This window comes from Pseudomonadota bacterium (genome assembly GCA_027624715.1).
Lineage (GTDB): Bacteria > Pseudomonadota > Gammaproteobacteria > Burkholderiales > Eutrophovitaceae > Eutrophovita.
In genome coordinates, this window is the sequence record JAQBTV010000002.1 from 241,088 (window position 1) to 268,028 (window position 26,941).

Annotated in this window: 32 protein-coding genes; 16 read left to right on the top strand and 16 right to left on the bottom strand. The window is 43.6% G+C overall.

Annotation, left to right across the window (positions count from 1 at the left end):
- Both tldD and O3A65_02665 read left to right on the top strand, forming a co-directional pair.
- A complete protein-coding gene (tldD, locus tag O3A65_02660; protein MDA1331365.1) occupies window positions 1-1,449 on the top strand; it encodes a metalloprotease TldD in 1,449 nt (482 codons plus the stop codon).
- 38 nt (window positions 1,450-1,487) lie between these two features.
- Window positions 1,488-2,348, top strand: coding sequence for a helical backbone metal receptor (locus O3A65_02665; protein ID MDA1331366.1), 861 nt, complete (start codon window positions 1,488-1,490; stop codon window positions 2,346-2,348).
- A 28-nt stretch (window positions 2,349-2,376) separates the two neighbouring features.
- Here the strand turns inward: O3A65_02665 and O3A65_02670 are convergent, their stop codons facing one another.
- Entirely contained in the window at window positions 2,377-2,934 is a 558-nt protein-coding gene (locus O3A65_02670) for a cob(I)yrinic acid a,c-diamide adenosyltransferase (GenBank protein ID MDA1331367.1), read from the bottom strand.
- 338 nt (window positions 2,935-3,272) lie between these two features.
- On the opposite strand from O3A65_02670, the gene O3A65_02675 reads away from it, so the two are divergent.
- Together O3A65_02675 and O3A65_02680 are read left to right on the top strand one after the other, a co-directional pair.
- A complete protein-coding gene (locus O3A65_02675) occupies window positions 3,273-3,560 on the top strand; it encodes a cytochrome c (GenBank protein ID MDA1331368.1) in 288 nt (95 codons plus the stop codon).
- A gap of 67 nt (window positions 3,561-3,627) precedes the next feature.
- Window positions 3,628-3,963 carry a c-type cytochrome gene (locus O3A65_02680; GenBank protein MDA1331369.1) on the top strand — a complete coding sequence of 112 codons (336 nt, stop codon included), beginning with the start codon at window positions 3,628-3,630 and terminating at the stop codon, window positions 3,961-3,963.
- Between the two features lie 51 nt (window positions 3,964-4,014).
- Here the strand turns inward: O3A65_02680 and nth are convergent, their stop codons facing one another.
- Genes nth through O3A65_02710 form a run of 6 tightly spaced genes read right to left on the bottom strand, consistent with a single transcriptional unit; the run spans window position 4,015 to window position 8,362 of the window.
- Window positions 4,015-4,650 carry an endonuclease III gene (nth, locus tag O3A65_02685; GenBank protein MDA1331370.1) on the bottom strand — a complete coding sequence of 212 codons (636 nt, stop codon included), beginning with the start codon at window positions 4,648-4,650 and terminating at the stop codon, window positions 4,015-4,017.
- Between the two features lie 28 nt (window positions 4,651-4,678).
- Entirely contained in the window at window positions 4,679-5,335 is a 657-nt protein-coding gene (locus O3A65_02690; protein MDA1331371.1) for an RnfABCDGE type electron transport complex subunit B, read from the bottom strand.
- A 24-nt stretch (window positions 5,336-5,359) separates the two neighbouring features.
- On the bottom strand, window positions 5,360-6,397 hold the full coding sequence (locus O3A65_02695; protein ID MDA1331372.1) for a quinone-dependent dihydroorotate dehydrogenase: 1,038 nt from the start codon (window positions 6,395-6,397) through the stop codon (window positions 5,360-5,362).
- A 14-nt stretch (window positions 6,398-6,411) separates the two neighbouring features.
- On the bottom strand, window positions 6,412-7,140 hold the full coding sequence (locus O3A65_02700) for an arginyltransferase (protein ID MDA1331373.1): 729 nt from the start codon (window positions 7,138-7,140) through the stop codon (window positions 6,412-6,414).
- Between the two features lie 11 nt (window positions 7,141-7,151).
- A complete protein-coding gene (aat, locus tag O3A65_02705) occupies window positions 7,152-7,838 on the bottom strand; it encodes a leucyl/phenylalanyl-tRNA--protein transferase (protein MDA1331374.1) in 687 nt (228 codons plus the stop codon).
- Between the two features lie 8 nt (window positions 7,839-7,846).
- Window positions 7,847-8,362, bottom strand: a complete 516-nt coding sequence (locus tag O3A65_02710; GenBank protein ID MDA1331375.1) for a superoxide dismutase family protein — start codon at window positions 8,360-8,362, stop codon at window positions 7,847-7,849.
- Between the two features lie 176 nt (window positions 8,363-8,538).
- Between O3A65_02710 and O3A65_02715 the strand changes: the two genes are divergently transcribed.
- From O3A65_02715 to O3A65_02730, 4 genes are read left to right on the top strand one after another with little or no spacing between them, the layout of a single operon-like run.
- Window positions 8,539-9,090, top strand: coding sequence for a class I SAM-dependent methyltransferase (locus tag O3A65_02715; GenBank protein MDA1331376.1), 552 nt, complete (start codon window positions 8,539-8,541; stop codon window positions 9,088-9,090).
- Between the two features lie 59 nt (window positions 9,091-9,149).
- On the top strand, window positions 9,150-10,028 hold the full coding sequence (gene dapA, locus O3A65_02720) for a 4-hydroxy-tetrahydrodipicolinate synthase (protein MDA1331377.1): 879 nt from the start codon (window positions 9,150-9,152) through the stop codon (window positions 10,026-10,028).
- 47 nt (window positions 10,029-10,075) lie between these two features.
- Window positions 10,076-11,200 (top strand): outer membrane protein assembly factor BamC, encoded by a 1,125-nt coding sequence (bamC, locus tag O3A65_02725; protein MDA1331378.1) that lies wholly within the window; start codon window positions 10,076-10,078, stop codon window positions 11,198-11,200.
- A 10-nt stretch (window positions 11,201-11,210) separates the two neighbouring features.
- Window positions 11,211-11,987, top strand: coding sequence for an MBL fold metallo-hydrolase (locus O3A65_02730; protein MDA1331379.1), 777 nt, complete (start codon window positions 11,211-11,213; stop codon window positions 11,985-11,987).
- A gap of 12 nt (window positions 11,988-11,999) precedes the next feature.
- On the opposite strand, the gene O3A65_02735 is transcribed toward O3A65_02730, so the two are convergent.
- Window positions 12,000-13,130 carry a cupin domain-containing protein gene (locus tag O3A65_02735; protein ID MDA1331380.1) on the bottom strand — a complete coding sequence of 377 codons (1,131 nt, stop codon included), beginning with the start codon at window positions 13,128-13,130 and terminating at the stop codon, window positions 12,000-12,002.
- A gap of 117 nt (window positions 13,131-13,247) precedes the next feature.
- On the opposite strand from O3A65_02735, the gene O3A65_02740 reads away from it, so the two are divergent.
- Window positions 13,248-13,727 (top strand): peptidylprolyl isomerase, encoded by a 480-nt coding sequence (locus tag O3A65_02740; protein MDA1331381.1) that lies wholly within the window; start codon window positions 13,248-13,250, stop codon window positions 13,725-13,727.
- Between the two features lie 31 nt (window positions 13,728-13,758).
- On the opposite strand, the gene O3A65_02745 is transcribed toward O3A65_02740, so the two are convergent.
- From O3A65_02745 to pqqA (O3A65_02775), 7 genes are all read right to left on the bottom strand, one after another.
- Window positions 13,759-14,556: an ABC transporter permease gene (locus O3A65_02745; protein MDA1331382.1), complete on the bottom strand. Its 798-nt coding sequence runs from the start codon at window positions 14,554-14,556 to the stop codon at window positions 13,759-13,761.
- Window positions 14,556-15,470, bottom strand: coding sequence for an ABC transporter ATP-binding protein (locus O3A65_02750; protein MDA1331383.1), 915 nt, complete (start codon window positions 15,468-15,470; stop codon window positions 14,556-14,558). The genes O3A65_02745 and O3A65_02750 overlap by 1 nt, the downstream gene beginning before the upstream one ends.
- 58 nt (window positions 15,471-15,528) lie before the next feature.
- The gene (pqqE, locus tag O3A65_02755) at window positions 15,529-16,686 is read right to left on the bottom strand and encodes a pyrroloquinoline quinone biosynthesis protein PqqE (GenBank protein ID MDA1331384.1); all 1,158 of its coding nucleotides are present in this window, start codon (window positions 16,684-16,686) and stop codon (window positions 15,529-15,531) included.
- Window positions 16,658-16,939, bottom strand: a complete 282-nt coding sequence (gene pqqD, locus O3A65_02760; GenBank protein MDA1331385.1) for a pyrroloquinoline quinone biosynthesis peptide chaperone PqqD — start codon at window positions 16,937-16,939, stop codon at window positions 16,658-16,660. Before pqqD ends, pqqE begins: the two co-directional genes overlap by 29 nt.
- Window positions 16,936-17,676, bottom strand: a complete 741-nt coding sequence (gene pqqC, locus O3A65_02765) for a pyrroloquinoline-quinone synthase PqqC (protein ID MDA1331386.1) — start codon at window positions 17,674-17,676, stop codon at window positions 16,936-16,938. The genes pqqD and pqqC overlap by 4 nt, the downstream gene beginning before the upstream one ends.
- 29 nt (window positions 17,677-17,705) lie before the next feature.
- Entirely contained in the window at window positions 17,706-18,623 is a 918-nt protein-coding gene (gene pqqB, locus O3A65_02770) for a pyrroloquinoline quinone biosynthesis protein PqqB (GenBank protein MDA1331387.1), read from the bottom strand.
- Window positions 18,624-18,712: 89 nt separating this feature from the next.
- A complete protein-coding gene (gene pqqA, locus O3A65_02775) occupies window positions 18,713-18,784 on the bottom strand; it encodes a pyrroloquinoline quinone precursor peptide PqqA (GenBank protein MDA1331388.1) in 72 nt (23 codons plus the stop codon).
- Window positions 18,785-19,049: 265 nt separating this feature from the next.
- Between pqqA (O3A65_02775) and O3A65_02780 the strand changes: the two genes are divergently transcribed.
- The 7 genes from O3A65_02780 (at window position 19,050) to O3A65_02810 (ending at window position 26,051) form a co-directional block, all read left to right on the top strand.
- A complete protein-coding gene (locus O3A65_02780) occupies window positions 19,050-19,928 on the top strand; it encodes a hypothetical protein (protein ID MDA1331389.1) in 879 nt (292 codons plus the stop codon).
- A gap of 28 nt (window positions 19,929-19,956) precedes the next feature.
- Window positions 19,957-20,913 (top strand): alpha/beta fold hydrolase, encoded by a 957-nt coding sequence (locus O3A65_02785; protein ID MDA1331390.1) that lies wholly within the window; start codon window positions 19,957-19,959, stop codon window positions 20,911-20,913.
- A gap of 13 nt (window positions 20,914-20,926) precedes the next feature.
- Window positions 20,927-22,633: a PAS domain S-box protein gene (locus tag O3A65_02790; protein ID MDA1331391.1), complete on the top strand. Its 1,707-nt coding sequence runs from the start codon at window positions 20,927-20,929 to the stop codon at window positions 22,631-22,633.
- Between the two features lie 27 nt (window positions 22,634-22,660).
- Window positions 22,661-23,305: a response regulator transcription factor gene (locus tag O3A65_02795; protein MDA1331392.1), complete on the top strand. Its 645-nt coding sequence runs from the start codon at window positions 22,661-22,663 to the stop codon at window positions 23,303-23,305.
- Between the two features lie 156 nt (window positions 23,306-23,461).
- Complete coding sequence (gene pqqA, locus O3A65_02800) at window positions 23,462-23,533, top strand: pyrroloquinoline quinone precursor peptide PqqA (protein MDA1331393.1); 72 nt, start codon at window positions 23,462-23,464, stop codon at window positions 23,531-23,533.
- Between the two features lie 149 nt (window positions 23,534-23,682).
- Entirely contained in the window at window positions 23,683-24,219 is a 537-nt protein-coding gene (locus tag O3A65_02805; protein MDA1331394.1) for a cytochrome b, read from the top strand.
- Window positions 24,220-24,518: 299 nt separating this feature from the next.
- A complete protein-coding gene (locus O3A65_02810; protein MDA1331395.1) occupies window positions 24,519-26,051 on the top strand; it encodes an amidohydrolase family protein in 1,533 nt (510 codons plus the stop codon).
- Window positions 26,052-26,272: 221 nt separating this feature from the next.
- Here the strand turns inward: O3A65_02810 and O3A65_02815 are convergent, their stop codons facing one another.
- Window positions 26,273-26,740, bottom strand: a complete 468-nt coding sequence (locus O3A65_02815; GenBank protein MDA1331396.1) for a transcriptional repressor — start codon at window positions 26,738-26,740, stop codon at window positions 26,273-26,275.
- Window positions 26,741-26,941: the final 201 nt, after the last annotated feature.

Sequence of the window (26,941 nt, forward strand, 5' to 3'; positions counted from 1 at the left end):
ATGAGCTTGAGTGATAAAAATATGGAGCGCGTGCATGAGGTAATTCTAAATCCTAGTGAATTATCTCTGGATACACTACCTAGTTTATTTTCCCGTATTGGTTCTAAAAAGATTGATTATGCCGATTTGTACTTCCAATATAGTCGATCAGAATCTTGGTCCATTGAGGATGGGATTGTAAAGGTCGGTAGTTTTAACATTGATCAAGGCGTTGGTGCGCGAGCTATTGTTGATGAAAAAACTGCTTTCGCTTATTCGGATGAAATCTCTAAGGCGGCAATTCACTCGGCACTTGATGCGACAAAGGCGATTGCTAGGCACGGATCTACCGTATCAATACCAACGAGGGTGGCTACGACAACATCGCTTTACACGAACCTAGATCCGCTGTTAGCCAATTCAAATTCTGACAAGATTAGTCTTCTTGAGAGGGTTGAGTCGTTCGCTCGTCAGATTGACTCGAGAGTGACTCAGGTGGTTGCTAACTTGGCTGCTGTTCAAGATACTATTTTGGTGTCTCGTTTAGACGGACACGTGGCTTGTGATGTGAGGCCGCTTGTTCGTTTGTCGATTCAAGTAATAGTTGAGCAGAACGGTCGTAAAGAGCAAGGCTCCGCTGGAGGAGGAGGTCGATTTTCATACGATTATTTCAATGATGAGCGGTTGATGGATTATGCGCAAAAAGCGGTTGATCAGGCCGTGATTAACATGGGGGCAGGGCCAGCTCCGGCGGGAGAAGTGACGGTAGTGTTGGGCGCTGGTTGGCCGGGAATTTTATTGCATGAGGCAATCGGCCACGGACTGGAAGGGGATTTCAATCGCAAGGGGAGTTCCGCATTTACCGGCCGCATTGGTGAGCGTGTAGCAGCAAAGGGTGTGACGGTGGTTGATGATGGAACCATACCGGACCGGAGAGGTTCGCTCAGTGTTGATGATGAGGGCACGCCTACTTCTAGAACTGTTCTAATTGATGATGGAATTTTGTGCGGCTATATGCAAGACACCTTAAACGCACGATTGATGGGTGTGCCCCCTACGGGTAATGGACGACGCGAGTCTTATGCTCATGTACCGATGCCAAGAATGACGAATACATACATGCTTAACGGATTAATGGAGCGGGAGGAGATTTTGTCCTCGGTAAAAAGTGGAATTTACGCTGCGAATTTTGGTGGTGGTCAAGTTGATATCGTTAGTGGAAAATTTGTATTTTCTGCATCTGAGGCCTACCTCATTGAAAATGGAAAGATAACTAAACCTGTAAAAGGTGCGACCCTGATTGGAAATGGGCCGGATGTCTTGACGAGAGTGTCTATGATCGGTAACGATATGTCACTTGACTCTGGCGTTGGTACCTGTGGTAAAGATGGACAAAGTGTTCCGGTGGGGGTTGGTCAGCCTACGCTGCGTATTGATGGCCTCACGGTTGGTGGCACAGACCTCTCCTGAGACTTGATTCTTTCCTTATATCAATAACAATATTAAATATGATTAAGGATCAGCCGTACCATATCTGGTTAGTCTTTGGGATGTTGGTCATTTTACTTGGGCTGTCTAGTCATACTTGGGCACCATCGGCTAATGACGGGCTAGATAAGAGACATCGCGTCGTAACTCTAGCTCCACATCTTGCAGAGGTGGTGTTTGCTGCTGGAGCAGGTGAGCATCTAATCGGAGTGATCTCTGGAACTGATTACCCTGTAGCTGCAACAAAGATCCCAGTTGTTGGTGGGGTCAATGGGATAGATTTCGAGAAACTGGTCATGCTACAACCTACGATGGTGCTGGGTTGGGAGGAAGGAAACAAGTCCGCAGATATTGTAAAGTTACAAAGTCTTGGTATTCCTATCCGTATCCTGCGTTCGAATAGACTCGTTGATATACATAAGCAAATTGTTGAAGTTGGCGATATGTTTGGTTCAGAGTTGACTGCTGTTGCTAATGCGGATGTCATCCTTGCGAGAATCTTAAAATTTTCTCTTCATTCATCTAACTACCATCAAAAGAAGATCTTCGTCCAAGTTTGGGATAAGCCCATTTTTACGATAGGGCGTGCACACCTCATTAATGAAGGTCTTCAGCTATGCGGAGCTACAAACGTAGGAGAGAGATACCCTTTTCTGGCAAGTGCTGTTTCGATGGAGACTGTGCTTTTGTCGGGGGCTGATTACATTTTGGACTTGACTGGCAATCTGATTTCTGAGAGGTCAGAATTGGATCCAAATCGGGGGCGCTCTCTCCAAGCATATATACCTATTCTTGAGGGGAGCGGTGATCTTCTGATGCGTCCAGGCCCACGTTTTCTAGATGGACTGGAAACACTATGTATACAACTGAGCACAGAATAGATCGGAAAATGTTCCGTCGAAAGGTTGTTTAGTCTTCTTGTGTTCTGCGGCTTGACCAGTAAACATCTTCCACGTTTAGCGACTTGTTGATTGCTCGGCATGCGACAAATAAGTAGTCGGAAAGGCGATTAAGATATTTTTTTGAAAGCTCTGAGATAGTCTCGTGTTGTTCTAGTCGAATGACGCACCGTTCCGCACGACGACAAACTGCTCTCGCTTGGTGACATAAAGCAGCAGCTCGCGAACCCCCTGGTAATATAAATTCCTTTAATGGATGGAGGTTTTTGTTAATTGCGTCGAGTTTATTTTCAATTGTTATGACGTCCTCTTCTGATATAACGCTATATCCAGGAACGCTGAGCTCGCTTCCAAGGTTAAACAGTTCATGTTGGATGTTTATAAAAAAGTCAGAAAGTTCTTTAGAAAGAGGCTCACAGAGCAGCAATCCGATGACACAGTTTAATTCATCGACCGTACCGATCGCCTCGATACGATCACTACATTTCAGTGTCCGTGTGCCATCACCTAGGCCAGTGGATCCGGAATCCCCAGTTTTTGTATAAATTTTTGTCAGTCGATTACCCATAATTACTTAGTGTTTGATGACAGCTTATTGAAATTCGTTTAGACAATAATACCCATTAAGCGTTTTTATCGTTTTTTCGTATCCTTGTATTAATCTTCAGGTACGAGGTAGTTTGTCTCAATTTTTGGTTCGGATACATAGTCTTATATAAGTGATTATGATATTACAGAATCCAATCTAAAAGCTGAGGTCCTATGAAAATCGAGATTACATAAGTTATGACCCATTGCGAAGCAGCCATTGACTCCCAGAGGGGTATCCGATAAAGTTTTGCTGGGAATTTTATAGGGGGTAAAAGCGTGCAAAATATTATTAATTTTTTGAGGACGTCATTGCTCATGATATTGCTTGCAACGCCGTCCGCGTTCGCTGCTGGCGATCCAGAGGCAGGCGCGCAAATAAATGCTCAATGTCAAGGTTGTCACGGCATTGCAGATTTTAGAGTAGCCTACCCAAAAGTTTATTCGGTTCCTAAAATTGGCGGCCAGAACTACGATTACATCGTGGTAGCGTTGAAGGCTTATCGAGATGGTGATCGTACCAACGGGACGATGCACGCAATTACATCCAACTTGACTGACCAAGATATCAATGATCTGGCGGCTTATTATTCTGCTGCCGAGTGAGTATAGAGCTTTTAAATTTGATGGAGATAGGTCTAATCTAGGTTCAAGAAAAAGGGAGTTGAAAAAAATGTTCAACCGATTTGGAAAGACATGTGTTGTTATAGCGATGTGTATGGGTTGGTCCGCTCATGCTGAGGACGAGTCTCCCAGAGAGGTGATAAAAATCGTTGGTGAGGTATGTGTGAGTTGTCATGGTCAGGATGGCAACGCTATGTTGATGGGCGCGCCAAAGCTGGGTGGCCAAAAGGCCGATTATTTGGTGAAGGCCTTAATGGATTATCAAAGTGGTGCGCGTAACAACGCTATTATGTCGGCTTTCTCAGGTGGTTTATCTACAGCTGAAATGAAGGCCCTTGGTAAGTATTTTGAAGGTCAAAGTAGCACGCTATCGGTACCAAGGTAGCGGTCCAGAGCTAAGGCGTTGCAAAAAAAGACCCAAGTGGTGGGGCTTTTTTTATCGGTTTGATTTGTACTTAAATTCGCATAAGTCGACTAAGATGCAATGGCTGCAATCGGGCGCCCTTGCTTTACAGACGTATCGACCATGTAACAATATCCAGTGATGAGCATTTCTTAAAAATTCCTTAGGGGTATTTTTCATTAACCTTTGTTCCACTTCGTTAACGTTTTTCCCCTTCGCAATTTCTGTTCTGTTAGAAACTCTGAAAATATGTGTGTCCACGGCAATCGTAGGCTCTCCAAATGCGGTATTTAGTACTACGTTAGCGGTTTTACGGCCTACTCCTGGGAGGGATTCGAGTGCGTCTCGATCTCTTGGTACTTGACTATTATGTTTTTGGATTAATAGTTGACACGTCACGAAGATGTTTTTTGCTTTAGTTCGGTATAGTCCGATACTTTTAATTTCTTCAGTAATCCTCAAAACCCCAAGGTTAGATATTAATTCTGGATTATTTGCTATTTTGAAAAGTCGTTTTGTGACTTTGTTGACACTCGTGTCTGTTGCTTGCGCCGACAACATTACAGCAATCAAGAGTTCAAAGTTAGTTTTGTATATCAACTCCGTAGTGGGATGTGGGTTTTGTTCAGCTAATCGAGTGAAAATCTCCTCTCGTTTTTTTTTATTCATATGCGATTGACTCTTGACTCCGGGGCGTTCAAGTATGGAGGATTTTAATCAGTCGTTTATGGGCTATTTCCATAGCCGTTGTAATTCGTTTTGCCTTATTTTCATTCGCCCTTGAATTGCCTGATTTGTCCCTCAATTTTTGATTATGTTCTTTAGACGTCTTTTCTTTTCTCAGTTGTTTGGTTTCGTATCTTTCTCGCCATAACTTTGAGCGCTCAGCCTGGCTCAAGTTCAAAAGTTTGAGACTTGATGGTTTGCTTTTTTCAATCGCTTTATTAAGTGGCATGATCTCGATACAGTTAGTTGGGCATGGGGGTAAGCAAAGCCCACAACCAGAACATAGCGAGTGCAGAATTGAGTGAATTCGTTTGGTTGCGCCCACAATGGAGTCTATTGGGCATGCGTCGATACATAGCGTACATCCAATGCAGCATTGTTCGTCAATTACTGCGGTCGACTGTAAATCAGTTGGTTGAATGCTGGCGTCAAGGGCAACTACTGCATATTTCGTTATTTGGGCAAGTTGTTGGATGACGTGTTCTCCACCTGGAGCGCAGCGATTAATATTTTCCTTCGACCCAGAAATTGCCTCCGCGTAGGTGCGGCAGTCTTTATATCCACAACTTTGGCATTGTGTTTGCGGTAAGATTTGGTCGATATCGTCTACGAGTTTTATAGAAAACATAAGCTTAGTTGGAGGGCTTGTATATTATGCGCTGTGACGTTCTGCACAAGAGATGACTTGTGCGCAGTCCTTAATGAGTTTAGGTCCGCTGTAAATTAAACCAGAGTATATTTGGACAAGTGAGGCTCCCGCATTGATTTTGTCCAAAGCATCTTGAGGTGTAACAATGCCACCGATCCCTATTATGGGAATGGAGCCTTGTGTTAAGTTTGCTATCTTTTCGATAATGCGTGTCGATATCTGAGTTAATAAACCACCACTTAAACCTCCAGTTTCGAATAAGTTTGCCAATTGCATATCCGGTCTTTGAACCGTTGTATTTGTTGCTATGATGCCGTCTAGTTCATAGGTCTTTACTACGTCAACAATACTTTCTAATTGATAATCATCGAGATCTGGGCCAATTTTCACGGCGATAGGTTTAAATGCGCCATGGATGTTTTGAAGTATCGAGCGGGTCATACTGATATGGCTGAGCAGCCTGTGCAAATTGTCGCTTTGTTGAAGGTTTCGTAGATTTCTGGTATTTGGCGAAGAGATGTTGATTGCTATGTAGTCAGCTAGTGGGTAGACCTTCCGCAAGCAATGCTCATAATCATGATGAGCATCCTCTATTGGTGTGTCTTTATTTTTCCCAATATTTATTCCTATCACTGCATTTCTTTTTGAGCTTTTCACTTTGCTGATGAGGTGATCAACACCTTTGTTGTTGAAGCCTAGTCGGTTTACCAAAGCCTTAGATTCTGGAACTCTAAAAAGTCGTGGTTTTTGATTGCCTGCTTGTGGCTTTGGTGTGACGGTGCCTAGTTCAATAAACCCAAATCCTAGATTTTGTAAGCAGTTTATAAAATCTCCGTTTTTATCTAAACCTGCCGCAAGGCCAATTTTATTTCTAAAATTTAAGCCCATCACGCGTGTCGGGTCCGTTATGAAGTTTTTTTTATTAGGAGATAAACCCAAACTATCTGCGGTTTTCAGGCTCAAAAGAGCAAGTTTGTGTGCATTTTCAGGGTCTAATTGAAAGAGAGCTTTTTTAGCGATTTCATAAAAGATCGAGGACATTTATTTTCAGAGCGTTATAAGGATTCGAGTGGTATCCAGCGATCTTGAACCAATGCCTCAAGAGGGCGAAATCGTTTTTTATAGGACATCTTTTTACTATCCTCGATCCAATACCCGATGTATAGGTATCTCAGGCCTAGCGATTTACACAGGTCTAGTTGCCAACAAATACTGTAGGTGCCATAACTGGCTGATTTGTTCTCTATATCGAAGAATGTATAGACAGCGGATAGCCCATCTTCAAGTTGATCAATAATACTGACAGCAACTACTTTATTAGCATCGCGAAACTCAATCAGTTTCGTATCTACATTGCTTTGGAGTAAGAAGTGTCGGTACTGTTCCTTACTGTCTTGATCCATGCCCCCGCCATTATGTCGAGCACTTTGATATTTCAGATAAAGGTCATAATGTTCAGTAGAGTTTCTTAGGCCTGTCATTTTGGTTGTGAGATGGGTATGCTGACTGACCGCTCTTTTTTGAGATCTCGATGGTGCAAACCTTTCAGCGTCAATTCTGACAGGGATGCAGGCGGAGCATGAGTCGCAAATTGGACGATAGGTAAAGGCCCCACTTCGTCTAAAGCCAATACCTACTAGATCCGAGTAGATAGTTGCGTCTATCTTGTGGCTCGGTGTTGCGACTTGAGACCTTGCAAGCTGATCAGAAAGATAGCTGCATGCATAGGGTGCAGTTGTATAAAACTGTAATTGATTGATGGGGAGATCTCGAAAGTTACTCATGGTTAATTGTCCTAAATATGAGGCGATAGAGCAATGCTCGTATCAGTTGGCTGTATGAGTTCGGATAGCAACGCCTCAAACTGTTCTCGCCCTACGGTTTCGGCTCCTAGTGATTCTAGGTGACTCGAGTGGACTTGGCAGTCAATCATTTCGACGTTTGCGGCGATTAACGTGTCCGCAAAGGTTGTTAAGGCAACTTTGGAGGCATCAGATACAAAAGAAAACATAGACTCCCCAAAAAATACGCGACCGATAGACACACCATAGAGTCCTCCAACGAGTTTCCCATTCAACCACGTTTCTACTGATTTTGCGATACCAAGATCGAATAGCTTAGTGTAAGCAAACAACATTTCTTCAGTTATCCAGCTGTTTGGATCGTCGCGTCGTTTCGGGCCGCAGTTTTTCATTACCTCTTCAAACGATTGATTGATCGTTACCTCAAATTTTTTTTTTCGTAACGTTTTTTGTAAAGATCGAGATTTTTTTAAGAGTTTAGGACGCAGTATGAGTCTCGGGTTTGGTGACCACCAGAGTATGGGCTGGTCACTGGTGAACCACGGAAATATCCCCGAGCGATAGGCGCGGATTAAAGTTTGGGGAGATAAGTCTCCTCCAATTGCAAGAAGCCCATCTGGGTCTTGTAGTGCGGTGTTAGTCGGGGGGAAGGGGTCACCGGGGTTCAAAACTGGAACCATTTCTAGGTCTAGAGTGTTGAATTTTTACTAATCAAGCCACATGCAATGACTCGGTTAGAGCTGCTGCCCTCCACCTTGAATGTCAAAAGTAATGATCTTCCTAGGATGCTGTCATTTCGCGGGCCCGTTAACTTTGCTCCCAAAAGAGTGAAGTGAGATTCAGCTGTGCCATTCTCGTCAGCAACGACATCACCCAGATCTCCAAAGTGTGGTTTGTTAGTGTCTATTAGTCCTAAGTTATAGTTACTAGGCTTAAACAGTTTTCCAGTGCTTCCTGCTAAGGGATCTCGACAATCTCCAACTTCATAGATGCGAAGATTGTGCACGCTATGCGGCACTAAGTTTGATAAGTAGACTTGAACTTTTAGAAAACCCCCGCTGTCATAAAACCGAACCGTTCCATTGCCTTTTTGGCCACTAATCGGAGCTAAAACAGATACAGCACTACATCCCCATACCAACGAAGTTGCGATGGCGATAATGGTGATTTGAATAAGAGACTTTGAAAAGTAGTTAACTTGCATTTTATTAGGCGAATAATGAAGTACTTCAAGTATTAAATCAGCTAAACTTACATAATATTTTTCTGCTTAACTTAAGTTGTGGGCTCACGATGGCTCTCGGAGATTATAATACCCCAAAATAATTACTTTTTAGCGTATTACTATTAAATTTCTCAATACTCTGAATGAAAACTGAGATGCATATCAGCTCGGATCCTTCTTTATGGGTCACTAAGTGTTCAAAGTTGCTAAGGCCTGGATCAAAAGTGTTAGATTTGGCGTGTGGGTCAGGTCGGCACGCCCGTTACCTAGCCGATAGAGGACATTCTGTTACGGCCGTGGATAAAGATGCCGAATCGTTGGCGCAATGCGCAACGTTTAGTGGTATCCATGTGATCGAATTTGATTTGGAAATCGGGGTTTGGCCGTTTCTAGAGGATAAGTTTGATGGAATTATCGTGACAAATTATTTACATCGACCAATCATGCCTCATATTGTCAATGGGCTATCTGATTTGGGAGTCTTGATTTACGAGACTTTCATGGTTGGGAATGAACGTTTTGGTCGACCTAGCAATTCAGAATTTTTGTTGCGAGCCAATGAGTTGATTGATGTGGTTCGAGAAAAGCTGCAGGTAGTTATGTATGAGGCAGGTCCGGTTAGTCTACCTAAGCCTGCTTATATCCAAAGAATTTGTGCGGTTTCTCGCGATTATGAATTTGCTGAAAAACGTCTGCCTGACGATTGATTCAGGTAGAATTGTCCACCTAACTTAGGTACTAATTTTCTTTCAATTTGGAGGTGGCGATGTTGGTCGGAAGCCTTGTTGCTATTGTGACCCCAATGTATGAGGACGGCAGCCTGGACTACGTGTCTTTTGGGCGTTTGATTGATTGGCATATCGATTGCGGAACCCGTGGGATCGTAGTGGTTGGCACGACGGGAGAGTCGCCAACAGTGGCCATCGATGAGCATACAGCATTAATCGAGTATGCAGTGAAGCACGTAGCTGGTCGGGTTCCCGTGGTCGCTGGCACAGGTGCTAATTCGACGGCTGAGGCTATTGAGCTATCAGTCCACGCTCAAAAGGTTGGAGCCGATATGAGTTTATCGGTCGTTCCTTACTACAACAAACCTACTCAAGAGGGCTTATATAGGCATTTCCGTAAAATTGCTGAATCGGTTGATATACCTCTAATCTTATACAACGTGCCGTCAAGAACAATCGCGGATCTTCAAAACGATACGGTGTGCAGGCTTGCCGAAGTGGATAATGTTATAGGAATCAAAGATGCCACCGCAGACATGGCTAGAGGCCTAGATTTGATTAACAGGACTCCTAAGGATTTTGTTGTTTATAGTGGAGACGACGCGACGTTCATGGCTCTGATGATGCTTGGTTCTCAAGGGGTGATTTCAGTCACTGCTAATGTGGTTCCTAAGGAGATCCAGTTGGTCTGTGATGCGATTTTAGCAGGAGATTATCAGAAAGCCCGATCCGTAAATGATCAATTGTCGCTTTTAAATACTAATTTATTTGTGGAAGCAAATCCGATCCCGGTCAAATGGGCGCTCCAAAGGATGGGTAAAATCCGTGATGGTATTAGACTTCCTCTAACGAATTTGGATGACAAGTTTCACCAAACAGTGCTCGAGTCATTGAGTCATGCGGGCATTGAGCTTTAAAGCATAAACTATATCAATTTTTTTAAAAAATGGCGAAAAGTCACATTATGAATTTCCATTACTTACAGAAGTTACTATTATATTTTCTTATCGGCATTTTACTTGTTGCTTGCGATACTATTTCCGAAAAGAGGAATGTAGACTATAAGTCTGCAGGGGTAGGTTCTCGAACGCAATCACTAGCCATTCCGCCGGAACTTGGTTCGATTACACAGACTGACCGCTATGCTATCCCTGGTGATGAAGAGACAACATTCTCGAAATACGCTCAGAAGAAAGGTTTAGATGGTGTGGTTGCGACAACGACACTTTTGCCGACTGTGCCCGATATTCGTATTGGCAGAGAGGGTACGTATCGATGGTTAATCGTCGACCGACCGGTGGAGGAAATATGGCCCGTCATTATGGAATTTTGGATGATGAAAGGATTTTTGATCTCAGATCAGTCGCCGGTCACAGGTATTATTGAAACAGATTGGGCTCAGGAAAACTCTAAGACAGTCTTAACCGGATTGCAGGCGTTCTTAAAAAACATCTTCTCTAGTGCCTATTCTCCTCCGGAGAGGGATAAGTTTTGGACTCGAATTGAGCGGATTAGTGAAGGCGAGGCAGAGATCTACGTTAGCCATCAAGGAATGAAAAAGCTCACGATGGTGAATAGCCAGACGGTTTTTAGTGGATGGGAGGAGACTCCCAGAGACCCCAATGCCGAGGCTAAGATGCTGTATGAGTTAATGCTGTATCTTGGTCTTCCAGAGCAGACAGTCGTGGCTAGCGGAATCTCAAATGAGGCAAAGCCCATAGCTACTCTAGTTTCTATAGATAACGAAAGCGGTGGATATGCCCTCCTGGTTTCTGGCCCTGTTCAAAGAGTGTGGGGCCGAATTGGTATCGTTCTATTGACGCTGGGCGCGTCTTTAGAAAAACGTGATGAGGCTAGAGGCTTATATTTTATTAGGTATCAGGATCCAGATGGGCAAGTAGTGAAAAAAGGCTTTGAGCGGCTTAAGTTTTGGAAAGACAAGAAAATTGTTGAGCCTATGGTGTATCAAATTAAGGTAAGTGGTGACGATGAGAACAGCGCGGTCACGATTCAGGACGAGAACGGTCAGGCGGTGCATAACGAAACAGAAAAACGTATTTTGCTGGTTTTGCAAGAAAGGCTGGGATAGGAATACTTGCGTGTCTTTTAAGTTTGCATCGCTTGGGAGTGGTAGCCGAGGTAACGGACTCTTAGTTTCTTCTGGTGAGGCGCAAGTATTAGTCGATTGCGGATTTTCTATTCTTGAGACGGAGAGACGTTTAGGACGGCTTGATGTTGATGCTGCGCAGATTGATGCTGTGCTTGTGACTCATGAGCATGACGATCATGTCGGTGGTGTAGCTGGTTTTGCGAAGAAGTATTCGCTGCCGGTTCACTGCACGCCGGGCACGTTTTTAGCCAGTTCTAAATTAAGCAATTTAAATTCTGTTGAACCAATTAAGGGATATGCCTCTTTTAAAATTAAAAATCTTTTGATTGAGCCATATCCTGTCCCTCATGATGCTCGTGAGCCAAGTCAGTTTACGATCACCTGTGGGAATAAGAAGCTGGGGATACTCACCGACTGTGGTTCGATAACGCCTCATATGGAGCGGCAGTTGACAGGTTGCTCTGCGTTATTTATTGAGTTCAATCATGACGCAGAGATGCTAAAGCGTTCTCAGTACCCATTAACGCTGAAAGAAAGAATATCGGGGCGGTACGGCCACATCAGTAATTCTATTGCTGTGGAATTGCTCGGCAGAATCAAGGGGCCACAACTGCAGTATGTAGTAGCTGCTCATTTGTCGAAGGAAAATAATGATCCTAACCTAGTTCGAAAGTTGATTGCGGACGCTTTAGGTTGGAGTGAAGGCCGCATAGATATTGCAACACAGGATCTGGGTGTGGATTGGCGAATTGTAGGTTCAACGTAACGAATTCACGGACTACTTTATTTTCAGTCTCTCAATATATCCCTCGAGCATCCATTGATACAACTTCTCAGAGAAAAAAGTATTCGCTTGAACGTTTTCTCCTTTAATTATTCTCTCATTTGCAAGCAGCTTAAATATAGATTGATCTGATTGAGGTATTTCAAATGTATCTCCAGCGATGAATCCTAGATTGCCTCGATACAGGAATTTGACTGCTGGATGAATTTGATAGGAGTAGTTTCTCAAGTTAGATAGAAACTTCGTCTTTGAATGTGGTTTATTTGGGGCGGCGCTATTATCAATATTGAGTTGGGTCAGGAATTCGCCGGTAAACTTTAAGGTGTCTTTTTGCGTCCACGTGATTTTTGATATAACTCCCTGGATCGTAGTTAAAAGATCAGTAGGTATTAATCCTGGAAGCTTTGTTGCTTTGCGATGTCTATCTTGAAAGAGGCCTGATAACTCAAGTTGAGTATCTAAGTAGTGGAGAAACTCACTTTTGATATGATCAAAACTTGGAGCACGAAATCCTATGGAATATGTGAAGCAGGGTTCTACTGCTACCCCGTTGTGACTGAAGTTTGGTGGGACGTAGAGCATATCTCCGGTTTTGACTATGCACTCACCTTCAGGCCTGAACGATTTTAGTATTTTTAGATCATCATGAGGCAGTAGTTCCAGTGAGCCTGGCTCGGCGACTTGCCAGCGTCTTGAACCGCCACCCTGCAGTAAGAACACGTCATATGAATCGAAATGTGGTCCGACGCCTCCCCCAGGGGTCGCATAGCTCACCATAACGTCGTCAAGCCTCGCATAAGGCATAAACGAGAACAGATCGAGAAGCTTATTCGCTTCGACTAGTACGTGATTCACTCCTTGCACTAATAAGGTCCAATTTTTTCTGGGAAGATCACGAAGTATTTTCTTGCTAATTGGGCCATACCTGACGTGGTAGCCAAAATTATTTCGGACAACTAAGCGAGTTGAGCACAGCGTATTTTGAGAGAGGTCTAGTAAGTCATCTAAGCTTAATAGCCAGTCACCAGAAGGAAACGAATTGGGGATTAGAAGGGGGGTCTTCTGCCAATGCCGCTTGAGAAATTGATTTGGGGAGAGGCCACCAAGCAGATTTTTATATTTCATATTTAATAAGTTAGTAGAGATTTTTTAGGCAAATCGTTATATGTATTCTTTGATTATGTGTCAAGGAGATTTTTTTTGTATGCTATTACCTGATGCATATTTATTTTAGGATTTTTTATGAATATTGAAAAAGATACAGTAGTTTCTTTGGCATACGAGCTATTTGATTTGGATGGAAAATTAATTGAGAAAACTTCAAAGCCCATTTGGTATCTCCATGGAGGATATCAAGGCATTTTTGAAGTGGTTGAAAAATCATTAGATGGAAAATCGGTTGGAGATACTGTTGAGGTAAAGCTTGATCCAGCAGAAGCTTTTGGCGATTATGACGAGAGTTTAGTGCACTTGGAGCCGGTCGATAAATTTCCAGGTTCCGTAGAAATTGGTATGGAATTTGAGGGCTATCAAGATGAGGGGCAAGCTAAAAAAGTATTTCGCGTGACAGATACTGCGGATGGAAAGGTGGTCGTAGATGGTAACCATCCTTTGGCTGGTTTGGGGTTGATGTTTAGATGTAATATAGAAAGTATTCGTGCTGCTAGCGCGGAGGAAGTATCACATGGACATGTTCATGGCGCTGGTGGACACCATCATTAAGGTCGACTTAGTACTGAGCTACTAGTGTTTTCTACCTTTTCCCGCCTGTTAATTTATTGATGAGGGTTGATAGCGTTGTTTCTTGCGAAAATTTCCAACTGGCAAATGCTATAGCGAGGATCGAAAAGGTGCTGAGCATCAATGTATCGACGTAGAGCGGAAAATCTGCACTTACGTAGTCGATGTCAATCGAATGTTTGATTAGATCAACACCGTAGGTAAATGGGTTAGCTACGGCGACCCAGCGCAGTACAGTCGGTAGATTTTGAACGGGATAGAGTGCGCCACTGAGAAAAAAAACGGGAAAGATCACGAAATTCATGATTGCGGCAAAATTGTCTAGGGACTTTGATACAACGGCTGTAATCAGACCAAGTGCCGAACATGCGATGGCTGTTAACGTGATGCTGAAGAAAAACAATGGCCAATTCAATTGGTCAATATTAATTTGTCGTAGAGTGAAAAGTAGAACACATAACATTATGATGTGAACAAGTCCTACTAGTGTGGATGAGGCCAGTTTACTTAAAATGACTGCGTAACTTGGCATGGGTGAAATAATAAACATACGCATGACGCCCGATTCTTTATCGTACACGGTCGTTAATGCTGACATCATTGAACCAAACAAAAGTGTCATACCGAGTATCCCTGGAATGATCGTATCTTGGTATTTTTGTGGGCCGCTTTCGGACATAATTGAACCAACGCCGCCGCCAATGACAAATAACCAAATGAGAGGCCTGACCATTGCAGAGAGTAGCCGTGATTTTTGTCGAAAGGTTTTTTTGAGTTCTCTATCCAGTACTGATTTCAAGGCTATGAGCATTAACTTGTTCCTTGACCTTTGCTCGATAACCAAATGAATACGTCATTTAAGTTGGATTTTCGAACGCTGATTATATCTGCGCTTTCGCGTAACGTGGCTTGTATCTGCTCGACTTGATTGTGCTGATGTTTATGTACTCGAATGAGTAGGGTTCCTCCATCAAGCATGTAGTCCTCAGTGCTTAGATTAAGTGTCTCAATATAGTCTTCGGTATTTGGCCCGTTGACTTCGACGATTATCTTGCCAAGCTGTTCAATGAGCTCTTCAGGAGAGCCTTTCGAGACCAACTTCCCCAGTCTAATGAAGGCTACGTTATCACAAGGTGCTGCTTCTTCTAAGTAGTGTGTAGTCAATACTACGGTGAGTTTATGATCATCGATAAGTTGTCTGATGAATCGCCATATTTTTCGTCGACTAGGTAGGTCTAATCCTACGGTTGGCTCATCCAAAAACAACACCTTGGGAGAATGTAGTACGCCCCGAATAATGTCAACTGCTCGGCGCATGCCACCGGATAAGCTTCCGACTGGAACTCTCTTTTTTGATTGAAGTTCAAATAGCTCCAGTAACAAATTCATTCGTATTTTGATTGAATTCTTATTGATGCCATGCAGTCCCGCACAGAAATATAAATTTTCCTCGATGGAGAGCATTCGATCTAGAGCTGATTCTTGGAAAACAAGACCTATATCTCGTCGAACTTGTCGTGGATACGCTTTAACGTTTACACCGTTGATCGTTATTGATCCACTCGTTGGCTGAATAAGCGTCGAGAGCATGTGTATTGATGTTGTTTTCCCTGAACCATTAGGGCCTAAAAGTCCAAAGAATTGTCCTTGCGGAATATTGAGACTTAATTGATCTACGGCAAGTTGATTGCCGTAGACTTTTGTGAGGTTATTTGCCAGGATCATTCTGTGAAGTTCAAGTGTATTGATTGACTGTTACGAGCTCAGTAGGCAAAACAATGAATTAGCTCTCTTGGGCGATCAGCGCTTTAGAGTTTTTATCGTCTCTGAAGAAAATGATGGGCTTGACGTCTGCTGCGGGTGTTTGCGGCTTTTGCGCGAGTTCCACCTGCTCTGTGATTATATTGTGGTAGGGCGATTTATCACAGACTGGATCGGCGTTGGTCGCATCTCCGGTTAATTGGAATGCTTGGCAACGACATCCTCCAAAGTCTTTTGTTCGCTCGTCACAACTGCGACAGGGTTCTTGCATCCAAGATTCACCTCGGTACGCATTGAAGGCTGGAGACTCATTCCAAATCCATGCCATATCGTGCTCTCGAACATTAGGAAATGTTAAGCCAGGCAACATTCTTGCTTCATGACAAGGAAGTGCAAGACCATCTGGTGCAAGGTTGAGGAATACGGATCCCCAACCATTCATACACGCCTTTGGTCTGTTGGAATAGTAATCTGGAACGATAAAATACAACTTCATTTTATTGCCCATTTTTTCGCGGAAACGGTTTGTTATTTCTTCCGCTTTTCTCAGTTGTTCCGCGCTTGGCATGAGATACGCTCTATTTTTTAAGGCCCAAGCATAATATTGACTATTCGCAAGCTCTACGTGATCCGCGCCCATAGCTTCGGCCATTTCAAGAATTTGGTCGATGTGATCTATGTTTAACCGATGAAGCACGACGTTAAGTACCATTGGATAGTCGTACTCTTTAATTAGTTTCGCAACCTTCGACTTTAATTCAAAAGTTTTAGTGCTGGATAAGAAGTCGTTGAGTTCTTTGGTGGAGTCCTGGAAAGATAATTGAATTTGACCCAAGCCGCCTTCTTTGAAAGCGGCAATACGTTTTTCGTTCAATCCGATACCTGAAGTCAGTAGGTTAACGTAGTAACCCATCTGGCTGGCTTCTGCGACCATGATTTCTACGTCGTCTCGCATGAGTGGTTCACCACCAGAGATACCCAGCTGAACAGCGCCGAGATCACGAGATTGTTTAAATACTTTTAGCCAATCCTCGGTAGAAAGCTCAGATTTGAATGTGGACGCATAATCTAAGGGGTTGTAACAAAAGACGCAGTGGAGCGGGCACTTATAAGTGATCTCAGCGTTGACCCAAAGTGGCCCTTTGGGTTGGTTAGTTTGTACGGATCCAATTTTTCTCATATGCATGCTCCAAAAAGTCTAAAACGTCATTTTTGAGGTCAATCCCTGGAAACTGCTCCTCTAGGTGAGTAATAATCATGTCAACGCTCTTTGACCCATCGATTAACTTCATGATCTCTCCTGAGCTACCAGGTAGCTTAATGAGTCCCTCCGGATATAGCAAAACGAAGGACTCTTGGGTCGCTTCCCACTGAAACCTAAATTGTTTTTGCAGTGAGAGACGTTTATCTCGCACCAGTGGATTCTCACTCATTTTTGCATTCTTTCTATCGCACCTATTTTATCTGGTCCGATGCCGTATGTGACGTGTATGGCATCAAGTATTGTCCATAGAACATCGATCTTGAACTGTAGAATATTAAGCGCTTCTTTTTGTTCCTCTAGGGTTTTGAAATATTCCAGGGTTACTCTAAGGCCATGCTCGACGTCGCGTCTTGCCTCAGAAAGACGTTTTCTGAAATATTGATAACCTTCAAGTTCTATCCAGGGGTAGTGTTCTGGCCAAGAGTCTAAACGTTTTTTATGAATCGTTGGAGCGAATAATTCAGTTAAAGATGAGCAAACAGATTTTTGCCAAGGTGATCTTTTGGCAAAGTTAACGTATGCATCAACGGCAAACTTCACTCCAGGTGTCACGTATTCTAGGGAAACTATATCTTCTCGTTTTAGACCTACAGCTTCTCCCAATGAGATCCAAGCCTCAATGCCGCCTTCATCATCTCCAATGCCGTCGTGGTCTAAAATCCTTTGAATCCATAGTTTCCGGTGTTCTTTATCCGGCATGTTGGATAAGATTGCACCGTCTTTGATCGGTATCATGATCTGATAGTAAAAGCGATTCAAAACCCAGCCTTGCACTTGTTCCTTTGTGCAGCCGCCATTATTCATCGCGATGTGAAAAGGATGGTGTATGTGATAACTCTTATCCTTAGCTCTTAGCTTTTGTTCGAATTCTTTGATTGACCAAGGAGTGTTGTCTTTCGTGCGCACAGAAAACCTTTCTTAGATCTTGATATTAGTTAGACGACGAAATCCATTCCGTCATAAGCAACGTCAATATTCTCTTTTGTGAGTAGTTGGCGTTGTTCCGAGTCCTCTTTTAAAATAGGATTCGTGTTGTTGATGTGAATAAGGACTTTCTTATTGGCTGGCAGTGGTTTCAACACTTCGATCATGCCACCAGGGCCAGACTGCGGAAGATGTCCCATATCAAGTGACATTTTATTTGCGATGCCGAGTGATTTCATCTCGTCATTTGTCCAGCAGGTGCCATCAACCATAAGGCAATCAGCAGCTTCCATAAATGGTTTTATGTGGGATTCAATCTGTCCGAGCCCTGGAGCGTAAAAGGTTTTTTTCCCGGTCGTCATGTCTTCTAGCAAAATACCAAGATTATCGCCTTCATGAGGGTCGTGCCGGTGTGGCGAGTAGGGAGGGGCTTTGCTCGACAGTGGAATGGCTCTGACTTTGATGTTGGATATACCTTCTGGTTCGAAGGAATTTCCTTCTTCTGTTGAAATTTGATGCCAATTAACGCCGCAGTAATGCTCTAGGATTTTGAAGATTGGATTTCCAGTAGTGAGATCTTCGTACACCATGTCTGTGCAGTAAATGTTGAGCGGCGTTTTAGATTCCCGGAGCATGAACAGGCCGGTGGTATGATCTATTTGTGCATCTAAAAGTACGATGGATCTGAACGCGGTGTCACGGATTGATCGAGCCGGTTGTGACTCAGGGAACTGCTGAAATTGAGTAAGAATATCTGGAGAGGCGTTGAATAAAAGCCAATCAACATCATTACTACTGACTGCAATAGAGGATTGGGTGCGACGTTTCGCCTTGATAGTTCCTTTTCGGACGCCATCACAATTGGGGCAATTGCAGTTCCATTGGGGGAATCCACCGCCAGCTGCCGAACCAAGAACTCTTACTCTCATACGTATTACTCTCTATTCTTTGTTTACTCTACTAAATAAGGAAAGCCCCTGAAACAGGGGCTTTCCTTCACATACATTCGAAACAGAAATTATCTGTTTGCGATGTACATGGTGACTTCGAAACCGAAACGCATTTCGGTATACTCAGGCTTTGTCCACATGTTAAATACCTCCAAAAAAATTTTAAAACGGACCAGTTACCAACTTTTGAGTTGCTTCCTGGCCGCCATGTCGCTACAGTTTCATTACTCACAATGCAAGCTTTTTAGTTACTTTAGTTCCATGACAACAGGATTGTGAAGGTCTTGCCAGTTATACTCTGTAGAAAATTCAGCAAATCGTTCTCATGATTATCATTAGTTTGAAGCCGTATCAATTGACGGTTTGGGATTACAGCGGGAAGTATTCGAGGCGTTTGGCACACTAATGTCAGTTGAGAGTATAAATGGCCACAACAGTGGAATGCTTTGGGGGCTCCTTGCATCGGTACTGCTGCACGTGCTCGTCGTTCTTACGTTGCCGGGATTTGAAGTTAGGTTTGACGATCAGAGGGATTTTCTAACTGTTCAGATCGACTCGACTTCCGAACCTGAGCTCTTCAAAACGGTTAAACCAGAGCCAGAAAAGGTGATCGAACCGGTTATTCCGTCGGTGCCAGTGGCGCCTAAGCCCGCTAAACGAAGTATTCAGCCTCAAAGACAATCAGAACGGGTGTCGACTGCGGTCGTTCCACCTGTTCCTAATGTGCCGCAAGAGAGCGTTCCCGATAATATACCTGTGCTGCAGGCTCCTAAGCGGACATCGTCGGTAATTCTTCAACGACCAGAACTAGATAATCCAATTAGGCGTAGGCAGACGAACAATCTAGCCGCGCCTCCGCGGCCTGTGGCTCCGGTTGAGCCTCTGACTGCGGTTGAGCCTGTAGTGCCAGTGGCGCCTCTGACTGCGGTTGAGCCTGTGGTGCCAGTGGCGCCTAAGGTTGACAGGCAATTGGAACTTGAAGCTGTTGAGGGGTATCGTAGACAAGTGCACGCTTCATTGCAGCAATTACTTCAAGCAGATCAAAGGCTGGGTCGTTCAAAAGTAGATGAGAAACATAAAGGAGCAAAATTTAAGATTAGTATCAGCTTTGATGATCAAGGGGAAATCATTGACTGGAAAGTTACAGAAGAGAGTCAATTTAAGTGGCTTGATAACTACTATTTGAAATTAATTAAACGGTTGGTCGACAAAGGGGAGTTTCCGGCGCCACCGGTTGAGCGGTTGACTACTACAGTTGTGACTATTCCAATTGAGGTGAAGTAAATTTAATCTCTGTAAACCTATAAAAAACGTGCCTATTTATCCAGAAATAAAACCGTACTTCAATAAGTTAATCGATACCAAAGATGGGCATCAGATTTATGTGGAGCGTAGCGGGCAGGCAGAGGGGATACCTGTTATTTTTCTGCATGGAGGGCCCGGGAGCAGTACTAACGCCAATCATCGGCGATATTTTGATCCCGCATTCTTTGATATCGTCTTGTTTGATCAGCGCGGTTGTGGCCAGTCAAAGCCTCTTGGATTAACAGAAAACAATACGACAGCGCATCTGGTTGAGGATATTAAATTGATTAGACACACTTTGGGCCTCACAAAAAAGGCGGTGATTTTCGGGGGCTCATGGGGGAGTGCTCTAGCGCTGGCTTATGCTGCTAAGTATGGAGAAGTGGTAGAAGCCCTAGTTTTGCGTGGAATTTTTCTCGGGTCGCGCGAGGAGGTACTTTGGTACATCGATGAGTTGAAGCGTTTTATTCCTGAAGCGCATAAAGAATTAACCTGGGATATTGATGGTGATTTAGTCGACCATTACCATGCTAGGGTTAATTCGATGGATCAAGCACTCGCAAGCGAAGCATCTCGTCGTTGGGACGAATATGAAACACAGACTATGTTGATTGGCAGTGACGTAGGGGATCAAAAACAAGAGTCAATGCGTACGCGAACTGATGCTGAATTAGCCCGATCTCGTGTGCAACTCCATTATCTCAAACATGGTTGTTTTTTTGAAAAGGATGAGCTACTGGAAAAGGCTCGATCCATAAATAATCGGACCATCATTGTGCAAGGTGGAATAGATATGATTTGTCCACCAATCACTGCTCATCGGTTGCATGAGGCACTGCCTGACTCAAAGTTGAACATTGTTGGTACCGGTGGCCATGGGGCTTGGCAATCAAAAATCGCTGAGGCGCTATTAAATGAAATGGAGTTGCTTAAAAAACAACTTCACATGAATTATGGGTATTAGGTTTCGAGTCAATGTGGCGATTTCTTTTATCGCTGTTATTTTCCTCGTGGTTACGGCTTTTATTCTGATTGACGATAGGCGTCAATCAATCAATGAGGAGATAGAAGCTGGGACAAGGGTTACGGTTCATTTGTTAGAGTCTGTTGCACTGAGTTCCTTCCCATTAATGAAAGGAACTGATCCGGTTGAAGGGCTTGCTAGATTTTTGAAAAAAGCCGGTCGAGTACGTGCAAATGAGATCAAGCTCTATGATCAAGTAGGAGCGCTCGTTTACGAATCCCCTCCATCTGAGTACAAACAAGGTCGTTGGGCGCCCGCGTGGTTTTCACATTTAATGGCTCCCAGAGATCGAAGCTTCCGACTTAATTTACCCTTTGGTTTAATTGTTATTACGCCAGACTCCTCAAGGTCGGTCTTGGACGCTTGGGATGATCTCAAGCATTTTGGTTTGATATTGCTGATATTTTTTGTCATTTTGAATTTGGTTATTTTTGGTCTGTTGGGTCGAGCGATGCTCCCGTTAAAGGGGATCCTGTCTGGCATGTCGCTTTTGGAAAAAGGGGATTTGTCGACAAGGCTTCCCGAATATCGGTTACCCGAATTTAATGTTATTGGGCATACGTTTAATCGTATGGCAACAACCTTACATGACGCGCTAGCTCAGAACGCAAGACTTGCGTTGGTGGCACAACAATCGAGTGATGCAATTGTGATTGTTGATTTAGATTGGAAGGTGTCATTTTGGAATCCCTCTGCGGAACGGTTATTTGGTTTCAGTTCTTATGAAATTTTAGGGCGACCTATCGATACGATTGTGCCTCATGAGATCATTGCGCAACATATGTCGATGCAAGAACGTGTGTCAACGTCTCGAAAGATAGAGCAATATGAAAGTCAAAGGCTTAAGAAAAATGGTGAGGTTGTGGATGTGGAGGTTTCAGTCGCGCCACTTGTGGACCCTGAGACGAAACAATTGATGGGGCAAATCAGCGTGCTGCGTGATATGACGGATTATAAAAGTCGGATTTTTGCTGAGATGGAGTTACAGCAAAATAAACGGTTGACGCATATTATCCAAGAGAAGTTGGAGGAGGAGCGTAAATCTATAGCCAGAGAGCTTCACGATGAAATGGGTCAGAATCTAACCGCAATCAAAACAATCGGCATGGCGATCGCGAATCGCGATTCTGATGAGAAGTCAATTACGCGTCAGAATGCACTCACAATTGTCGAGGTGACCTCTCGTATTTACGACATGGTCCATTCGATCATTCGTGAATTAAGACCGAGCGCGCTTGATCATTTGGGTCTCGAGGATGCAATTTTAGAGCTATGTGAGCGGTATCGTAGGGCCGACCCTGACCTGGAGCTGAAGTTAGATTTTGACATTAGCCTCAATCGCTGGGATGAGTACGTCAATATTACAGTTTATCGAGTGATACAAGAGTGCCTCACGAACGCCGCCAAACACGCGGGTGCGAATAGGATATCGGTTACCGTTTCTAATCTTCTGGTTGAGTCAAATCTTGCTCGGATCGTGATTAAGGTCCAAGATGACGGGAAAGGTCTTGATGTCGATATATCAGAATCAAGGCGTTTTGGTCTACTTGGGATGAGGGAGCGAGTCCAAGCGTTTAATGGTGATATACAGATTGAGTCAGACTCAAGCGCAGGAACGCTCATTACGGCGTACATGATGGTCAAGGTGGACAGTGATTAAGGTATGTAATCAACTTTCGAGGGATGCATGGCGGCTGAAGTGATACGGGTAATGCTCGTTGACGATCATGCGGTCGTGCGAATGGGTTTTAAGCTTTTGCTTGAGGGATCTCAGGGTATATCGGTCGTTGCAGAGGCTGATAGTGGGGAGGAGGCTGTTCGTACCTTTCAAGTGCATAAGCCTGATGTTTTGGTTATGGATATTTCGATGCCTGGGATCGGTGGATTAGAAGCTATTGACCGGGTGTTGGCGAAGGAGGCTCATCAAAAAATTTTGGTGCTCTCTGGGCATGAAGACGTGATGCATGCGAGGCGAGTACTCAAAGCCGGCGCGATTGGGTACCTTACTAAGCGCAGCGCTGCGGACGTGCTGATAGATGCAGTGAAAACAGTTTTTCGTGGTAAGACCTACCTTGAGCCGCAAATTGCTCAAGAGCTTGCCGTGCAGCAGGTTACGGGTGATAAGGATCCCGTTGATAGTTTGAGCGAGAAGGAATTCAAAGTATTTATTGCGCTTGCCAAAGGTCAATCGGTGCAGCATATTGCTGAGATCATGTCTTTGAGTCCTCGAACTGTCGGTACGCATCTCTACAACATCAAGCAGAAACTCAGCGCATCCAACAGTGCAGAGTTGGCTATTGTCGCAATGAAGTCCGGTTTGCTTGATATATAACTTAATGTTTATAAATGTATATTTATATTTTTTGGTTATATTCTAATGATTTTCATTAGGCTTATTTAAGAAAAGTCTGAATTGCTTTGCTGGTTGAGATATGGATAATCAACCCTAGCCAGAAACACTCGATTAATAACAAACAAGGAGATGAATATGTGGAGCAAGCCTGAGTACACAGAAATGCGTTTTGGTTTTGAAGTAACAATGTATATCGCAAATCGTTAATTTGATTTGAGAAGTAATACAAAAAAAGGCCGCCTTTGGGCGGCCTTTTTTATTGATGGGTGGTTAGCACTTTGATGTGATCAGAGTATAGTTTTAACGCTAGCCCGTATTAATTTTTTTGTAACGATAAGACCGGGGAGACGGCCAATATGATTTTTCGACAAGAGCGTTATAACAAGTTCTCAATACTGCTTCATTGGGTGGTTGCTCTAATCGTGTTGACTTTAGTTGCTCTAGGTATGTATATGCATGATATTCCCAAGGGCCATCCAGATCGAGCTTTCTTTTTTAATTTGCATAAATCTATCGGGTTAACAGCAGGAATACTGATGTTGGTTCGATTATGGTGGCGACACAAGAATCCACCACCCGCGCTGCCGTCATCAGTGCCTAGATGGCAGGTTTTTATGTCCAAGTTGTCACATGGCCTGCTTTATTTATGCCTCATTGCAATGCCTATCGTAGGTTTTTCTGCGTCACAATTTACTAAATATGGCGTCACGTATTTTGGTCTATTTAAAATACCTCCGATGGGTCCCAATGATCCAGTTATTCGTGATTTTTTGCAATCGATCCACCATGATTTAGCGCAGGTGCTGATGGTGTTGGTGGGTATCCATATTCTTGCTGCGCTTTATCATTGGTTGGTTCTCCGAGACGGTGTTATCAGACGTATGTTGCATTAACGTGGTTATTGCAGCGCACGATAAAAACAGAGAAAAGTTGTTCGTATAAAGATATCCCAAATATACCTATTGGAATAATCTCTTTAATTTTCCCAAGTTCCTATGATTGTTCTTTACATTTCCCAGTTTTAGTCGGATATTTAAACTTGCTTGGTCGCATTATTTGACTCAGGCATGCGCTAAAAAGTAATTTTAATGATAATAAAAAGCAATAAAAAGTAGTCGTTAGTTTGTAACGAGGAGAGGGGATGCGCTAGCAAGCGTGTTTCTAGGATTACATAACTATTAGGGAGAAAATTATGGGTATGACAGAAAGACCATCTGGTTGGCTGACTGACCGAGAGTTAGAAGATTGTTTGCCTGCAGATCGGGCAGCTTTTGAGTCTCCAGTGCCGACTCAAATTGTTTCTAACGGCGAATACAATCCGCCACCTCAGTCTGCACAGCAAAAGCAAGTCGAAGGACTTCTTAAAGAGTACACCGATAAGTTGTCAAAGCATCAAGGTGTTGATCGACGCACGTTTCTTAAGTCATCATCTGGATTCGCTGCAGCATTCTTAGCCATGAATGAAGTGTTTGGTCCTGTATTTAACGTGACTGAAGTAGAGGCGGCAGACAAAGAGTTCTCGTATGAGCGCTCGAAACGACTCTCCAGTCAGTTTATTTTCGATGATCAAACTCACTTCCTTCGTGATGATTTTGATAAAGAGGGACTGATGGGGCTGGGAAATTATGCGTTGGAACATTGGAATCCTGGAATGGCATCGAAGCCAATGACGCTTGCCCGGTATAAGTTTGAAAACTATCTTAAAGAAATTTATATGGATAGTGATACGAAAGTTGCTTTACTCACCAGCGCGCCATTTGACGATGAAAGCTGGCACCTTTTGTACAATAATCAAATGGCTGATGCTCGAGCCTTAGTTAACGATATTTCCGGCAGCCAGCGTATGCTTGCCCACTCAGTCATCACTCCAGGAAAAGAGGGCTGGATGGATGAGGTGGATGAGGCCATTGAGTTGTATCGTCCCGACTCATGGAAAGGTTATACGATTGGTGACCCGTTATCACCCACAAAGAATAATACGGCGTGGAGGCTTGATGACGAGAAGCTAATGTATCCGTTCTATGAGAAGGCTATTAACGCCGGCATCAATACCATTTGTATTCATAAAGGGTTGTTACCGAGAGATTATGAAGAATCATGGCCAGGTGTCTGGCAGCATGCAACTGTTGATGATGTGTTGAAAGCCGCTACGGATTGGCCAGGTATTAACTTCGTGATTTATCATGGGGCGCTTCGAATTTTCTTAGAAGACCCCTCTCATGATCTTGCGAAGTTTGATGAGACCGGGCGGATTGATTGGACCACGGACCTTGCGAACCTTGTTCAAGAGCATGGTCTACGCAATGTATATGGTGAATTGGGTACCACGTTTGCGACTTCTGCAGTGGCTAACCCTCGCTTTGCAGCTGCGATTGTGGGCACCATGCTTAATGGTATGGGGTCGGATCGTGTTGTTTGGGGTACTGACTCGGTTTGGTACGGATCACCCCAGTGGCAAATCGAGGCTATGAGACGCCTTGAGATACCAGAGGACATGATGAAGAAACAGGGTTGGAAGATAAAACTTGGGGGGGACGATAGTGCAATTAAGCGTCAAATCTTTGGTTTGAATTCTGCAAATCTATACAACTACAACATCACTGCTGATGTCCTTGAAAACTTAGGCCACGATAAACTTGCAGAGATGAAGGATGTTTATCTTGCAGAAGGCATTGAAAGAAATAATCGTTTTTACGGTTACGTCAACAAAAACAAGCAAGCCTAATTGGCTAGCTGAAGCTGCAACCCCTGGGCGTTTACCCAGGGGTTTTTTACTTGCGTAATCATTGATTCTAATATTCAGCGCAATAAGAATGTCTTTTGCAGATCCACAAATTGCATGCGTGTCCTGTTGTGACCAAACATGCACCCAAACCGTTTCACGATTGCACGACAAACTTATCAGTCAATTTTCCAGCGGGCGAGACAGTTAAATTCTTTTGATCTCTATGTTGAACTAACACTTGTCGCACAGTCATTACACAAGCAACTCATCTCTAACTGTGGGCTCACTAATTTGAATCCTTTGAGCTGTATATTTTTCTTGAGGGTAGACATTAAAGCTTTATCAATGTTGATTTCACTGACCCGATGACAGCTCCCACAGATTAAAAACTGTGGAACCTCATGGGTGTGATTACAGGTGATGTGAGAACAGGCAATAAATTTATTTGCTGTGCTCAATTTATGGATCAGTTGATTTTCGGTGAGAAATTCTAAAATACGATATATAGACATTGGCTGTAATACTTCATCGAACTCACGTTTGATCTCATCGATAACGTCGTATGCTGATAGAGCCTTCTGCGCTTTCACGAGTTCGTATAAAACTTGCTTTCGCTTTGGCGTCAAGCGAATCCCATGAGCCAGGCAATGTTCCTCTGCGTGGCTAAGAACTGATTCTATGTTGGCCATATCGTTTGCTCCATTAAAGACTTATAGTCTCACTACTACGTATGTTTAGCTTAAAACGTTAACCAGAGGATATAAAAGTCGAGGGGTTCAACCGCGCAGTTTATCTCTGGTTATCTCTAACCTTTAGCTTTTAATGTTACAACATAGCATATTTGGGCACTCAAAATACCGCAATAGATGAATGGTGGAGGCGGGGGCTAC

Excerpts from the sequence above, each read along its gene's own strand:
- tldD (MDA1331365.1), top strand. The coding sequence starts at position 1 with ATGAGCTTGAGTGATAAAAATATGGAGCGCGTGCATGAGGTAATTCTA.
- O3A65_02665 (MDA1331366.1), top strand. The coding sequence starts at position 1,488 with ATGATTAAGGATCAGCCGTACCATATCTGGTTAGTCTTTGGGATGTTG.
- O3A65_02670 (MDA1331367.1), bottom strand. The coding sequence starts at position 2,934 with ATGGGTAATCGACTGACAAAAATTTATACAAAAACTGGGGATTCCGGA.
- O3A65_02675 (MDA1331368.1), top strand. The coding sequence starts at position 3,273 with ATGATATTGCTTGCAACGCCGTCCGCGTTCGCTGCTGGCGATCCAGAG.
- O3A65_02680 (MDA1331369.1), top strand. The coding sequence starts at position 3,628 with ATGTTCAACCGATTTGGAAAGACATGTGTTGTTATAGCGATGTGTATG.
- nth (MDA1331370.1), bottom strand. The coding sequence starts at position 4,650 with ATGAATAAAAAAAAACGAGAGGAGATTTTCACTCGATTAGCTGAACAA.
- O3A65_02690 (MDA1331371.1), bottom strand. The coding sequence starts at position 5,335 with ATGTTTTCTATAAAACTCGTAGACGATATCGACCAAATCTTACCGCAA.
- O3A65_02695 (MDA1331372.1), bottom strand. The coding sequence starts at position 6,397 with ATGTCCTCGATCTTTTATGAAATCGCTAAAAAAGCTCTCTTTCAATTA.
- O3A65_02700 (MDA1331373.1), bottom strand. The coding sequence starts at position 7,140 with ATGAGTAACTTTCGAGATCTCCCCATCAATCAATTACAGTTTTATACA.
- aat (MDA1331374.1), bottom strand. The coding sequence starts at position 7,838 with ATGGTTCCAGTTTTGAACCCCGGTGACCCCTTCCCCCCGACTAACACC.
- O3A65_02710 (MDA1331375.1), bottom strand. The coding sequence starts at position 8,362 with ATGCAAGTTAACTACTTTTCAAAGTCTCTTATTCAAATCACCATTATC.
- O3A65_02715 (MDA1331376.1), top strand. The coding sequence starts at position 8,539 with ATGCATATCAGCTCGGATCCTTCTTTATGGGTCACTAAGTGTTCAAAG.
- dapA (MDA1331377.1), top strand. The coding sequence starts at position 9,150 with ATGTTGGTCGGAAGCCTTGTTGCTATTGTGACCCCAATGTATGAGGAC.
- bamC (MDA1331378.1), top strand. The coding sequence starts at position 10,076 with ATGAATTTCCATTACTTACAGAAGTTACTATTATATTTTCTTATCGGC.
- O3A65_02735 (MDA1331380.1), bottom strand. The coding sequence starts at position 13,130 with ATGAAATATAAAAATCTGCTTGGTGGCCTCTCCCCAAATCAATTTCTC.
- O3A65_02740 (MDA1331381.1), top strand. The coding sequence starts at position 13,248 with ATGAATATTGAAAAAGATACAGTAGTTTCTTTGGCATACGAGCTATTT.
- O3A65_02745 (MDA1331382.1), bottom strand. The coding sequence starts at position 14,556 with ATGCTCATAGCCTTGAAATCAGTACTGGATAGAGAACTCAAAAAAACC.
- O3A65_02750 (MDA1331383.1), bottom strand. The coding sequence starts at position 15,470 with ATGATCCTGGCAAATAACCTCACAAAAGTCTACGGCAATCAACTTGCC.
- pqqE (MDA1331384.1), bottom strand. The coding sequence starts at position 16,686 with ATGAGAAAAATTGGATCCGTACAAACTAACCAACCCAAAGGGCCACTT.
- pqqD (MDA1331385.1), bottom strand. The coding sequence starts at position 16,939 with ATGAGTGAGAATCCACTGGTGCGAGATAAACGTCTCTCACTGCAAAAA.
- pqqB (MDA1331387.1), bottom strand. The coding sequence starts at position 18,623 with ATGAGAGTAAGAGTTCTTGGTTCGGCAGCTGGCGGTGGATTCCCCCAA.
- O3A65_02780 (MDA1331389.1), top strand. The coding sequence starts at position 19,050 with ATGTCAGTTGAGAGTATAAATGGCCACAACAGTGGAATGCTTTGGGGG.
- O3A65_02795 (MDA1331392.1), top strand. The coding sequence starts at position 22,661 with ATGGCGGCTGAAGTGATACGGGTAATGCTCGTTGACGATCATGCGGTC.
- O3A65_02805 (MDA1331394.1), top strand. The coding sequence starts at position 23,683 with ATGATTTTTCGACAAGAGCGTTATAACAAGTTCTCAATACTGCTTCAT.
- O3A65_02810 (MDA1331395.1), top strand. The coding sequence starts at position 24,519 with ATGGGTATGACAGAAAGACCATCTGGTTGGCTGACTGACCGAGAGTTA.
- O3A65_02815 (MDA1331396.1), bottom strand. The coding sequence starts at position 26,740 with ATGGCCAACATAGAATCAGTTCTTAGCCACGCAGAGGAACATTGCCTG.